Source organism: Streptomyces atroolivaceus (assembly GCF_000717025.1).
Taxonomy (GTDB): domain Bacteria; phylum Actinomycetota; class Actinomycetes; order Streptomycetales; family Streptomycetaceae; genus Streptomyces; species Streptomyces atroolivaceus.
In genome coordinates this window covers 587,091-599,559 of the sequence record NZ_JNXG01000002.1, presented here as the reverse complement: position 1 = coordinate 599,559, position 12,469 = coordinate 587,091, and the positions used below count along the sequence as shown (strand labels likewise).

At 70.6% G+C, this 12,469-nt stretch carries 12 protein-coding genes; 6 read left to right on the top strand and 6 right to left on the bottom strand.

Annotated elements, in window-relative coordinates:
* Positions 1–2: 2 nt before the first annotated feature.
* Positions 3–1,583 (bottom strand): acyl-CoA mutase large subunit family protein, encoded by a 1,581-nt coding sequence (locus OO67_RS06030; protein ID WP_033297776.1) that lies wholly within the window; start codon positions 1,581–1,583, stop codon positions 3–5.
* A gap of 255 nt (positions 1,584–1,838) precedes the next feature.
* Between OO67_RS06030 and OO67_RS06025 the strand changes: the two genes are divergently transcribed.
* Entirely contained in the window at positions 1,839–2,741 is a 903-nt protein-coding gene (locus OO67_RS06025) for a L,D-transpeptidase family protein (RefSeq protein ID WP_051709169.1), read from the top strand.
* Between the two features lie 177 nt (positions 2,742–2,918).
* Here the strand turns inward: OO67_RS06025 and OO67_RS06020 are convergent, their stop codons facing one another.
* From OO67_RS06020 to OO67_RS06000, 5 genes are all read right to left on the bottom strand, one after another.
* The gene (locus OO67_RS06020) at positions 2,919–4,007 is read right to left on the bottom strand and encodes a hypothetical protein (protein ID WP_033297774.1); all 1,089 of its coding nucleotides are present in this window, start codon (positions 4,005–4,007) and stop codon (positions 2,919–2,921) included.
* Positions 4,007–4,690, bottom strand: a complete 684-nt coding sequence (locus tag OO67_RS06015) for an RNA polymerase sigma factor (RefSeq protein WP_033297773.1) — start codon at positions 4,688–4,690, stop codon at positions 4,007–4,009. The genes OO67_RS06020 and OO67_RS06015 overlap by 1 nt, the downstream gene beginning before the upstream one ends.
* A 272-nt stretch (positions 4,691–4,962) precedes the next feature.
* Positions 4,963–5,541 (bottom strand): hypothetical protein, encoded by a 579-nt coding sequence (locus OO67_RS06010; RefSeq protein ID WP_033298726.1) that lies wholly within the window; start codon positions 5,539–5,541, stop codon positions 4,963–4,965.
* Positions 5,542–5,657: 116 nt separating this feature from the next.
* On the bottom strand, positions 5,658–6,164 hold the full coding sequence (locus OO67_RS06005; protein ID WP_033297772.1) for a hypothetical protein: 507 nt from the start codon (positions 6,162–6,164) through the stop codon (positions 5,658–5,660).
* A 172-nt stretch (positions 6,165–6,336) separates the two neighbouring features.
* Positions 6,337–7,932 (bottom strand): beta-N-acetylhexosaminidase, encoded by a 1,596-nt coding sequence (locus OO67_RS06000; RefSeq protein WP_033297771.1) that lies wholly within the window; start codon positions 7,930–7,932, stop codon positions 6,337–6,339.
* Positions 7,933–8,335: 403 nt separating this feature from the next.
* Between OO67_RS06000 and OO67_RS05995 the strand changes: the two genes are divergently transcribed.
* The 5 genes from OO67_RS05995 (at position 8,336) to OO67_RS05975 (ending at position 12,450) form a co-directional block, all read left to right on the top strand.
* Complete coding sequence (locus OO67_RS05995; RefSeq protein ID WP_244300043.1) at positions 8,336–8,866, top strand: 2-oxo-4-hydroxy-4-carboxy-5-ureidoimidazoline decarboxylase; 531 nt, start codon at positions 8,336–8,338, stop codon at positions 8,864–8,866.
* 166 nt (positions 8,867–9,032) lie between these two features.
* Complete coding sequence (gene sdhC / locus OO67_RS05990; protein ID WP_014154475.1) at positions 9,033–9,413, top strand: succinate dehydrogenase, cytochrome b556 subunit; 381 nt, start codon at positions 9,033–9,035, stop codon at positions 9,411–9,413.
* Between the two features lie 5 nt (positions 9,414–9,418).
* Positions 9,419–9,898 carry a succinate dehydrogenase hydrophobic membrane anchor subunit gene (locus tag OO67_RS05985; RefSeq protein WP_033297770.1) on the top strand — a complete coding sequence of 160 codons (480 nt, stop codon included), beginning with the start codon at positions 9,419–9,421 and terminating at the stop codon, positions 9,896–9,898.
* Positions 9,899–9,928: 30 nt separating this feature from the next.
* Positions 9,929–11,683 (top strand): succinate dehydrogenase flavoprotein subunit, encoded by a 1,755-nt coding sequence (sdhA, locus tag OO67_RS05980; protein WP_033297769.1) that lies wholly within the window; start codon positions 9,929–9,931, stop codon positions 11,681–11,683.
* Positions 11,683–12,450 (top strand): succinate dehydrogenase iron-sulfur subunit, encoded by a 768-nt coding sequence (locus OO67_RS05975; protein ID WP_033297767.1) that lies wholly within the window; start codon positions 11,683–11,685, stop codon positions 12,448–12,450. Before sdhA ends, OO67_RS05975 begins: the two co-directional genes overlap by 1 nt.
* Positions 12,451–12,469 lie beyond the last annotated feature (19 nt).

The following is a 12,469-nucleotide window of genomic DNA, read 5'->3' as shown; positions in this document are numbered from 1 at the left end:
CCTCAGAACGCGTCGGCCGGGACGTACGCCCCCCACACCTCCCGAAGCGCGTTGCAGACCTCGCCCACCGTGGCCCGGGCCCTGAGCGCGTCCTTCATCGGGTGGAGCACGTTGTCCGTGCCTTCGGCCGCCTTCTTCAGCTCCGCCAGCGCCGCGTCCACCGCCCCCTGGTCGCGTTCGGCGCGGAGCTTCGCCAGGCGGGCCGCCTGCTGGGCCTCGATCGCCGGGTCGACGCGGAGCGGCTCGTACGGCTCCTCCTCGTCGAGCCGGAAACGGTTGACCCCGACGACGACGCGCTCGCCGCTGTCCGTCTCCTGGGCGATGCGGTACGCGCTGCGCTCGATCTCGCCCTTCTGGAAGCCGCGCTCGATGGCGTCGACCGCGCCGCCCATGTCCTCGACCTTGAGCATCAGCTCCAGCGCCGCCGCCTCGACGTCGTCGGTCATCCTCTCGACGACGTACGAACCGGCGAAGGGGTCCACCGTCGCCGTCACGTCCGTCTCGTACGCCAGGACCTGCTGGGTGCGCAGCGCCAGGCGGGCGGACTTGTCCGTCGGCAGGGCGATCGCCTCGTCGAAGGAGTTGGTGTGCAGCGACTGCGTGCCGCCGAGGACCGCGCCCAGGCCCTGCACCGCGACCCGGACCAGGTTGACCTCGGGCTGCTGTGCGGTGAGCTGGACGCCGGCGGTCTGGGTGTGGAAGCGCAGCATCAGCGACTTGGGGTCCTTCGCGCCGAACTCCTCCCGCATCACCCTCGCCCAGATCCGGCGTGCGGCACGGAATTTGGCGACCTCCTCGAGAATCGTCGTACGGGCGACGAAGAAGAAGGAGAGCCGGGGCGCGAAGTCGTCCACGTCCATGCCGGCCGCGACGGCGGTACGGACGTACTCGATGCCGTCCGCGAGGGTGAACGCGATCTCCTGCGCGGGCGAGGCCCCCGCCTCCGCCATGTGGTAGCCGGAGATCGAGATCGTGTTCCACTTCGGGATCTCGGCCTTGCAGTACTTGAAGATGTCGGCGATCAGCCGCAGCGAGGGCTTCGGCGGGAAGATGTACGTGCCCCTGGCGATGTACTCCTTCAGCACGTCGTTCTGGATCGTGCCGGTCAGCTTGTCCGCCGCCACGCCCTGCTCCTCCGCGACCAGTTGGTAGAGCAGGAGCAGGAGCGCGGCCGGGGCGTTGATGGTCATCGAGGTGGAGACCTGGTCCAGCGGGATCCCGCCGAACAGGACGCGCATGTCGTCGACCGAGTCGATCGCCACGCCGACCTTGCCGACCTCACCCGAGGCGATGGGGGCGTCCGAGTCGTGTCCCATCTGGGTGGGCAGGTCGAAGGCGACGGACAGGCCCGTCGTCCCGTTGGCGATCAACTGCTTGTAGCGGGCGTTGGACTCGGTGGCGGTGCCGAAACCCGCGTACTGCCGCATCGTCCACGGCCGGCCCGTGTACATCGTGGGGTAGACACCGCGTGTGAAGGGGAAGGCACCCGGGGCGCCCAGCTTCTCCTCGGCCCGCCAGCCGTCGAGCGCCTCCGGCCCGTACACCGGCTCGATGGGCAGTCCCGACTCGGACTCACGCGTCATGTGCTGTGCCTCCCGCTCACGTTGCTTGTCGGTGACGAACCGCGCGACGCACTCCGTCCGCGTCGTCCCACGGTCTCCGGGAGGCCTCTGCCGCTGACCCTGCCCACAGCGCCTGCCCGAAGGTCTGGACGCATGTCTCCCATGATGCGCAGGATTCGGCAACCGGGCAGGACGGGAATCCGTCTCATGAGATGTCCGTGCCACGCGACGGGTCACGCGGGACCGGGCGGCGACGGACCCGACCAGGGGGCAGAGATGAGACGCGGACTGACGAACAGTGACGCGCGCGGAGTGCGCACGGCGGCCGCGGCAGCCGTCGGCGTGGTCGCGCTCGTCACCCTGACCGCGGGCTGCAAGGTCGAGACGGTGGGGGCCGCCGAACCCACCGCCCTCCCGGTGCAGGCACCGACGCGCCCCACGGACGACGCGAAGCCGGGCGGCGGGGCAAGCCCTTCGGCCGCTCCCCAGGCCACCCCCTCGCCCACTGCCTCACGGACACCGAGCGCACGGCCCTCCCCGCGGCCCAGCACCCTGATGTCCGTCGGCGACCGGAGCGAGCGCGTGAGGGAACTCCAGGCCCGGCTGCGCCAGATCGGCCACTTCGACCGCAGCCCCACCGGGTACTACGGCTCGGCGACCGTCGCGTCCGTGCGGTCCTTCCAGGACAAGCGGGGCCTGGAGCGTACGGGCAGGACCGACACCGTCACCTGGGACAGGCTGCTCGCGATGACGCGGGAGCCGTCACCGGAGGAGCTCGACCCGCCCACCGCCGAGCCGGAGGCGGTGAAGCCCGACGCCCGCTGCATGGAGGGCCGGGTCCTGTGCATCAGCAAGAACAGCCGCACGCTCGCCTGGATGATCGACGGCAGGGTCGTCTCGTCGATGGACGTGCGGTTCGGCTCCCAGTACACGCCCACCCGTGAGGGCGCCTTCTCGGTGTACTGGAAGTCCCGCCATCACGTGTCGACGCTCTACGACTCCCCGATGCCGTACGCCATGTTCTTCAGCGGTGGCCAGGCGGTGCACTACTCGTCGGACTTCGCGGCACGCGGCTACAACGGTGCCTCGCACGGCTGTGTGAACGTACGGGACGAGGGGAAGATCGCGTCGCTCTACGCCCAGGTGCGGAACGGCGACAAGGTCGTCATCTACTGGTGAAGGGCTCAGGAGGTTCGGGGGCGCGGGCGGGACCGGGGGAACGTGTCCCGCCCGCGCCGAGTGCGCCGAGCCGAAGGTACGGGGGGAACCCCGGCTCGTTGCGCGGCCGATGACCAGTCGGCACTCACTACTGCGCCGGGCTGCCGAAGAACGTTACAGCTGGAGCGTCTGCGCAGGTCAGCGCGTTGCCGGGAGGAGCATCGACAGTGAACTCGCCGTAGGGCCGGCCGTCGGCCGCGCATCGGGTCCGTCCTGCGGCGCGTCATCCGCGTGACCTTCGGCGGACTGCGTACGGAAGGTGATCGAGGGGAGCGAGCCCTCACCGTCCCCGCCCTTGCCCCCGCCGCTGTTCTTGTCGTCGCCCTGGCCGTCCTCGTCCGCCCCGCTCCCGCCGTCACGGTCGGCCGGGTTCAGGAGACGGTCGCAGAAGCGGTCCAGGTTGCGTTCGCCGTCGGCCAGCCGGAGGAGCCGTCGCTCGTCCTCCGGGCTCAGGGCGTCCTCCCGGTAGTCGCGGCAGGCCTTGACCGACTTCTTGTACACCTCGGCCGGGGACCTGTCCCCGGGCACCTCGCGTCCGTCCGTGCCGTCCTGGGTGCCGCCGGTGGTTCCGCTGTCCCGGCCGGTGTCCTCGCGGTCCGGGGTGCCCCCGCCGTCCTGGCCTGCCGGCCCGTCGCCGCCGGCCGTCCCGCCCTCGGGCGCGTCCGGGGGCGCCGGCGGGCGGGGGGCACGGGGTGTCCCGGAGGGCAGTGGCGCCTGCTCCCGGGCGTCGGGCACCTCGGTCTCCAGTTCCTCGGGGGACGCGGCCGCGGAGACGGACGTGGCCGGAACCGGTGAGCCGTGGCCGCCGAAGGGTGCGGGAAGCATGCCCGTCCCCGCGGCGACCGCCACACCGCCCAGCGCGCACCCCGCGAGCGAGACGGCGAGGCCGTAGCGCACCGGGCGGGACCAGCGCGGCCGCCGGCGCGGAGCTGCGGGCCCCGTCCCGATCCGTACGGTGTGCAGCGCGTCCTGCCCCGCCAGGCCGGCGGGACCCGCCTCGCCGGCCATCCGCTTCCCGCCCCCGGACGCCTCTCGGAAGGCTGCCAGCACGGCGGCCTCGCCGGGCAGCTCGCCGCCGGGCGGGCCGGGGATCCGCAGCGCGCCCAGGGCGGCCTCCAGCCGCCGGGCCTCGGTCCTCGCGTGATCGCCGACGGGCTCGACGGGCTCGCCACGGAGCAACATCTCCGCCGCGTCCGCGTCAAGCCACTCGTACTGCTCGTCGGCCATCACATGTCCCTCTGCGTCCACGGACTCGAATGCGTCACACCGGCGGGCGCCACCGAACCCTGGCGGCCGGGGCGTTGCGCGGGTACGGCGCCGAGTTCCGCGCCGGCCGCCGGAATTCCGTCCTCCGGGCCGCCGTCGGCGCCGACCAGCTCAGCCAGCCGCTTCAGTCCTCGGTGAGCCGCGGTGCGCACCGCGCCGGGGCGCTTGCCCAGCGTCCGGGCCGCGCTCTTCGCGTCGAGACCGACGACCACCCGGAGCACGACCGCCTCGGCCTGGTCCTGGGGCAGCTGTGCGATGAGGGACATCGTGCGTCCGGTGGCCAGCGCCTCCAGCGCCTCGCCCGCCGTGTCGGACTCGGCCGGCTCGCCTGCCAGCTCGCTCTCGTCCCCGCCGATCGCCGGGCGCCTGCCCCGCATCCGTATGTGATCGAGCGAGCGGTTCCGCGCTATCCGGGCCGCCCAGCCGCGGAACCGGTCGGCGTCCCCGCTGAAGCGGTCGAGGTCGCGCGCTATCTGCAGCCAGGACTCGGACGCCACGTCCTCGGCGTCCGGCTCACCGACCAGAGTCCGTATGTAGCCCAGCAGCCGTGGGTGCACAGCGCGGTACACAGTACGGAAGGCGTCCTCGTCCCCGTCCTGTGCCGCGAGCACCGCGGCGGTCAGCTCCGCGTCGTCCCCCAGCACTCCCTCAACCCGCCCTGCTGATTCGAATCGTAGCTGGTCACCACTACTGCGCCACCCTGCGTGACTCAGCACGCTACGTGGTCGGACGGTGCCCCGTCCATGACTTGTACAACCTGCAACCGTCTCCTGACCCGGTGCGGTGTGACAGAAAACGCACCCGTGGCGCTGAGATGAGTACGGGGTCGCCCTGCGGCCCTGTGGAAGACGGCCGGGGCCTCTCCTGTGGGGGGTGGCGGCCCCGGTCGTCGTCCTCTCCCCCTCGTGGCGTCACTTCAGGGTCGCGCCGCCCGCCCGCGGGCCCGGCGGGAGACCACCGCGCGCAGTACTCTCCGGCCCTCGGTCGACAGATCCAGGACCCGGCGCAGGCCCGTGCCGGCGCCGGCCGTCCCGGCCGTCTCCGCGAGACCCTCCAGGATCTGGGTCTGGCGGCGGAGTTCTCCCGCGGCGAGCGGACCGCTGTCCGCGGCCGCCCCGGCCCGGCCGTGCCCGGACGTCCCCGGGCCGGCGCCGGCCGGGACGTCGAACTCCCGGTGGACGTCCAGCGCGAGGAGCGAGCAGGCGTCCGCCCACGCGCGCAGCGCTCCCGCGTCGAAGTCCCGGGGCGCTCCACCGAGCAGCGTCCGGACGCGGGCCGCCGTGTCGTCGCTCCCCGCCGCGCTCTCCAGCGCCGCGTGCGCGGCGTCGAGCCGGGTGGCCCATTCCGCCCCGCTCTCGCAGGCCGCCCAGAGCGGGCGCAGCGGCTCCGGATCGCCGCCGTCCTCCGGCGGCGGAAGACAGCGGTCCAGACAGGCGACCCCGCTCGCCGCCAGGCCTCGCTCGTCGGCACGAGCGAGCAGTTCGAGCAGACTCATCGGCGCCTCCCCCATCGGTCCATCGGTCCCGGGGAGCTCACCGCTTCCCGTTACCGCATACAGCGCCAGATGGCTGAAAAGCGTCACTCTCCCGACACGAGAGATCACAGCAGAGCTCAGTCGGACTGACTTTCGATGCCCAGACAGTCCAGGAAAGCGAAGAAAAGCTGGTCTGCGGACCACTCGGGCTGTCCGATACGCAACAGTTCGAGCAGAGGGCCTTCGAGGACGGCCCGGCCGGTTTCGGCCGCCCACAGCACGGCCCGGGCCGCCGCGTCCTCGGGTGGCAGGAAAAGGTCCTCCAGCGTCATGCCGTCCGGGCCGAGGTGCTCGGCCATCGGCTCCCTGCCGAGGCAGGCGTACCAGGACCCGCTGTACGGCGCGGCCGCCTCGACGGCGACGCAGACACCGTCCATGAGGGACCCGAGGAGGACCGGTGCCCGCGCCGCGTCGGCGAGGGCGGTCATGCTGCCGAGCGGGGGCTCCGTGGGGTGGGACCAGACCTGCCAGCCGTCAGCCCGGTACTCCCGCAGCGTCAGACGCTCACGCGCGTCCCGCAGCGCGGGGTGGCCGATGAGCGGCTCACCGCTGCGGCCCACCAGATAGCAGCCCCAGAAACCCACGTCGCGCTCCCCCCGCGGTCCGGGCTGCCATTCTTCCCACCCGGCGCCACGGGGAAGCGCGAAAACGGGTCAACTCAGACGGCCGCCGGACCGGTCGGCGACGGGGTGGAGAGCGGGGCCGGGCCGAGGGCCGCGCGCTCGCCCTGCACCCGGGTCAGCCTGCGCACGAGGATCAGTCCGACGAGTCGACCTCGTCCGCCAGCGCGGTGAACTGCGCCCAGGTCAGCTTCGGCTCCCGCGGGTCCCACAGCTTCTGGGAGACCGCGTTGAGCGGCATCCGGATGCCCTCCGCCACCTGCGCCTGCGTCTGCGCGTCCGGGAGGTCGCCCCAGACCGCGAACCGGCCGCCCAGGATCTGCTTCGAGTAGCGCTCGGCCACCGGCTCGGTACCGCGCAGGACGAAGGGGGTCCACTGCTCGTAGATCCGCTCGCCGGTCGGGTACGTGAAGTCGTTGGGCTGGCCGAGCACGTAGTAGAGGTACTCGTCGTTGAGGTTGATCACCTTGCGGCCCTCGGCCAGGTAGTCCTGGGGCGGCCGGGCACCGATCTCCTTGCCGGTCCAGTACTCGACCTCGATGCCCTTGTCGGCGGTGACCTTCCCGCCGCTGAAGAAGCCGTCGTTCCACGCCTTGGGGATCTTCTCCGCCTTGCGGATGACGGCGGCACGGTCGTTCAGCCAGCCCTCCGTCAGGTCCTGGACGGTGGCGTCGTCGCCGTACTTCTCCCGCGCGGCGGCGGCCAGCTGCGGGTAGGAGGCCGCCGGATCGCTCACCGTGAGCGCCTGGTACTCGTCCGCGCCGACGTGGAACCAGTCGCCGGGGAAGAGCTCCGCGTACTCGTTGAGCAGGTCGTCCACGATCCGCGCCGAGCCGGCCTTCGAGATGTCGATGGCACCCTGCCGCGCGACGCCCTGCGTGTTGCGCAGCTGGAGATCGGGGTGGGCGCGCATGACGGCACCCAGGTGTCCCGGGGAGTCGATCTCGCCGACGACGGTGATGTGGAGGCTCCGGGCGAGCTTCACGATCCGGCGCACCTCGGCCTTGGTGAGGTGGTCCTCGGAGACCACCTCGGGGTGTGTGTCGGATTCGATCCGGAAGGCCTGGTCGTCGGAGAAGTGGAGGCCGAGCTGGTTGAGCTTGAGGTCGGCCATCTCGCGCAGCCTGTCCTCGATCCAGTCCGCCGAGTAGTGCTTGCGGGCTATGTCGAGGTTGAGCCCGCGCTGCGGCCTGTCGGGAGTGTCGCTGACCACGCCCTCGGGCACGGTGCTGTCGGCGGCCAGGGACTGCTTGAGGGTGCGGGTCCCGTAGAAGACGCCCGCCTCACCCGGACCGCTGATGACGACCCGGTCGTCCGAGGTCTTCAGGGTGTACGACTCCGGGTCGCCCTTGCCCGAGGACGCGAGCGCCAGCTCGACGTCACCGGGCCGGGCCGGCTTCTCCCCCCGGTAGCCGATCCCCAGCTCCCCGGCGAGCAGCTTCGCCTCGTCGGTGAGCTGCGGGTCGGCCGCGACGACCGTGCTGCCCCCGGCGGGTTTCCAGCCGGGCCCGCGGGCGGCCGTGTGCTCCCGGACCGCGGGTACCGTCCGCGGCGTCGTGGAGAGCGGGTAGCTCCGGGTGGGCGACGGTGAGGCGGACGTGCGGGACGAGGCCGACGCTCCGCTCCGGGTGCCGGGACCCGAGTCCTCGGGCCAGACGACGACGGTGAGGGTGACGGCTGCTGCCACCGCGACGGCGGCGCCGGCCACCAGGGGTGCACGTGAGGGCGACATCGGTCAGAAACCTCCGGATTGGGGGAGAAACAGGTCGAAGAAGAATGAGAAAGCCGGGCATTTCCCCCACTGATTCGTCCATCCAGTGTTGCGGAACTCTCCCGTCCGGGTGAACTTCTCGCATCATCCGGTCACACGTCGCCCGGTCTCGTTAGCGTGACAGCACACAGGAATCAGTCCTCACTCCCACCCCCGCGCAACCTCGTCGCTCTCCGGCCCCTCTCCCGGGTCACAGATGTCATTCATTCGAGGAGTTCCGCTGTCCAGGTCCAGCGAGTCCCACGCCGACCTGCCGAACCCACCGCAGCAGGCCGGGCGGACGGCCGTTCCCGTCCAGCACCGGGGTCCGGCCCCGGCCCTGCGGGAGGCTCCGGCGGAGGCCCCCGTTCCGCAACCAGTGTCGGTGAGTACCCGCCCGAGTGCCCACTCGAGTGGGCTCGGCCGCTTCAACGCCTGGTCGCGCGACCAGGCCGAGGCCGCCCTGCTGGAGTGCTGCGGCAGCACCCGCTGGGCCCAACGGCTGGCCGCCCACCGCCCCTACCCGGACGTGGACACACTGATCGCCGCGTCCGACGAGGCGGGGTACGACCTCGCGCCGGCCGACATCTCCGAGGCGCTCACCACGGAGAGCGCCCCGTGCCTGCACCATGACGCACCCCGCGCGGCCCACCTGGCCCTGCGCGCCGCGCACGCCGCGTACGAGAGCCGGTTCGGCCATGTCTTCGTGATCTGTCTCGACGGCCTGCGCCCCTCCCAGCACGTCGACCAGGTGCTGGCCGCCATCCGCACCCGCCTGGCGCACGATCCGGACGAGGAGCGCGCGCTGACCGCCGAGGAGATGCGGCGACTCGCCCGGGGACGCATCATCGAGCTGATGACGGAGGCGGGCCGTGCGCCCGGCCCGTTCCCCCAGGCGGCATATGCCCCCCGATAGCCCGTCCGTGCCTGTTTGACTGCCGCTTTGATCACACCGGAGGCCCCGCCTCCGTGGAACCGACAAAGCGTCGCTACGATGGCCAGGGCCGGTGGACCGTACCCGGCCGGGTCAGACCGACAGTCAAGCCGGCCGACCCCAATCCCCGCTCCCGGAGGGTTCTTCCGTGCCGGCTGGAACGCTGTACCGCGGCCGGGAAGGCATGTGGTCCTGGGTGGCTCATCGAGTCACCGGTGTCCTCATTTTCTTCTTCCTGTTCGTGCACGTCCTGGACACCGCCCTCGTGCGTGTCTCCCCCGAGGCGTACGACGACGTCGTGGCCACCTACAAGACCCCGCTCGTCGCGCTGCTCGAGTACGGCCTGGTGGCCGCAATCCTCTTCCACGCGCTGAACGGTCTCCGCATCGTCGCCGTGGACTTCTGGGCCAAGGGCCCGCGCTACCAGAAGCAGATGCTCTGGACCGTCCTGGGTATCTGGATCGTGCTGATGGTCGGGGCCCTGTACCCCGTCCTCGGTCACGCCGTACGCGAAGTCTTCGGGAGCTGACGCCGATGTCCACCGAGACACCTTCTTCCGCGATCGGCGACGTCGAGGGCGTAAGCCTCTACGACGTCGACAACCCGGCGCCGGTCATCGAGCCCCCGCGCAAGCGCACGGGCAAGACCCCCAAGGGTTCGCGCACCAACTTCGAGATGTACGCCTGGCTCTTCATGCGCCTGTCGGGCATCGTGCTGGTCGTCCTCGTCATCGGCCACCTGCTGATCCAGCTGGTGCTCGACGGCGGCGTGTCCAAGATCGGCTTCGCCTTCGTCGCAGGCCGCTGGGCCTCGCCGTTCTGGCAGATCTGGGACCTGGCGATGCTGTGGCTCGCCATGCTGCACGGCGCCAACGGCCTCCGTACGGTCATCAACGACTACGCCGAACGGGACAACACCCGCTTCTGGCTGAAGATGCTCCTGTACACCGCCACGGTGTTCACCGTCCTGCTGGGCACGCTGGTGATCTTCACCTTCGACCCGAACATCCGCTAGGCGCCGGGACAGAGGGACCAGAGGAAAACCATGCAGATCCACAAGTACGACACCGTCATCGTCGGCGCCGGCGGCGCCGGCATGCGCGCGGCCATCGAGTCGACCAAGCGCAGCCGCACCGCCGTGCTGACGAAGCTCTACCCCACCCGCTCCCACACGGGCGCCGCGCAGGGCGGCATGGCCGCCGCGCTGGCCAACGTGGAGGAGGACAACTGGGAGTGGCACACCTTCGACACGATCAAGGGCGGCGACTACCTGGTCGACCAGGACGCCGCCGAGATCCTCGCGAAGGAGGCCATCGACGCCGTCCTCGACCTCGAGAAGATGGGCCTGCCGTTCAACCGCACGCCCGAGGGCCGCATCGACCAGCGCCGCTTCGGTGGTCACACCCGTAGCCACGGCGAGGCCCCGGTCCGCCGCTCCTGCTACGCCTCGGACCGCACCGGCCACATGATCCTCCAGACGCTGTACCAGAACTGCGTCAAGGAGGGCGTGGAGTTCTTCAACGAGTTCTACGTCCTGGACCTCCTGCTCCAGGAGGTCGACGGCGTCAAGAAGTCCGCGGGCGTCGTCGCCTACGAGCTGGCGACCGGCGAGATCCACGTCTTCCAGGCGAAGTCGATCATCTTCGCCTCCGGCGGCACCGGCAAGTTCTTCAAGGTGACGTCCAACGCCCACACCCTGACCGGTGACGGCCAGGCCGCCGCGTACCGCCGCGGTCTGCCGCTGGAGGACATGGAGTTCTTCCAGTTCCACCCGACGGGCATCTGGCGCATGGGCATCCTGCTGACGGAGGGCGCCCGTGGTGAGGGCGGCATCCTCCGCAACAAGGACGGCGAGCGCTTCATGGAGAAGTACGCGCCGGTCATGAAGGACCTCGCGTCCCGTGACGTCGTGTCCCGCTCCATCTACACGGAGATCCGTGAGGGCCGCGGCTGCGGTCCCGAGGGCGACCACGTCTACCTCGACCTCACGCACCTCCCGCCGGAGCAGCTGGACGCGAAGCTTCCGGACATCACCGAGTTCGCGCGCACGTACCTCGGCATCGAGCCCTACACGGACCCGATCCCGATCCAGCCGACCGCGCACTACGCCATGGGCGGCATCCCGACCAACGTCGAGGGCGAGGTGCTGGCCGACAACACCACCGTCGTGCCGGGCCTGTACGCCGCCGGCGAGGTCGCCTGTGTCTCCGTGCACGGCGCCAACCGCCTGGGTACCAACTCACTGCTCGACATCAACGTCTTCGGGCGCCGCTCGGGCATCGCCGCCGCCGAGTACTCCGCGAAGAACGACTTCGTCGAGCTTCCCGAGAACCCGGCACAGCTGGTCCAGGACCAGGTCGAGCGGCTGCGCAACTCGACGGGCACCGAGCGTGTGCACGCGCTCCGCACGGAGCTGCAGGAGTGCATGGACGCCAACGTGATGGTGTTCCGCACCGAGCAGACCATCAAGACGGCGGTCGAAAAGATCGCCGAACTGCGGGCGCGCTACCTCAACGTGTCCATCCAGGACAAGGGCAAGCGGTTCAACACCGACCTGCTGGAGGCCATCGAGCTGGGCAACCTGCTCGACCTGGCCGAGGTCATGGCGACCTCCGCGCTGGCCCGCAAGGAGTCCCGCGGCGGTCACTACCGCGAGGACTTCCCGAACCGCGACGACGTCAACTTCATGCGCCACACCATGGCGTACCGCGAGGTCGCGGACGACGGCACCGAGTCGATCAGGCTCGACTACAAGCCGGTCGTCACGACCCGCTACCAGCCGATGGAGCGTAAGTACTGATGGCTACCCCGACCCTGGACAAGACCGACAAGGCCGAGGCGGGCTTCGCCGACACCCCGTACATCACGGCCACGTTCCGGATCCGCCGGTTCAACCCCGAGGTCTCCGACGAGGTCCAGTGGCAGGACTTCCAGATCTCGATCGACCCGAAGGAGCGTGTGCTCGACGCCCTTCACAAGATCAAGTGGGAGCAGGACGGCACCCTGACGTTCCGGCGTTCCTGCGCGCACGGCATCTGCGGTTCCGACGCGATGCGGATCAACGGCAAGAACAGGCTCGCCTGCAAGACGCTGATCAAGGACATCAACCCGGACAAGCCGATCACGGTCGAGGCCATCAAGGGCCTCACGGTCCTCAAGGACCTCGTGGTCGACATGGACCCGTTCTTCCAGGCCTACCGCGACGTGATGCCCTTCCTCGTCACCAAGGGCAACGAGCCGACGCGTGAGCGCCTGCAGTCCGCCGAGGACCGCGAGCGCTTCGACGACACCACCAAGTGCATCCTGTGCGCCGCGTGCACGTCCTCGTGCCCGGTGTTCTGGAACGACGGCCAGTACTTCGGCCCGGCGGCCATCGTCAACGCGCACCGCTTCATCTTCGACTCGCGTGACGAGGCCGGCGAGCAGCGGCTGGAGATCCTCAACGACCGTGACGGTGTGTGGCGTTGCCGCACGACGTTCAACTGCACGGACGCCTGCCCGCGTGGCATCGAGGTCACCAAGGCGATCCAGGAAGTGAAGCGCGCACTCATCACCCGCCGCTTCTGACCCAGGCGTTGCCTCAGGA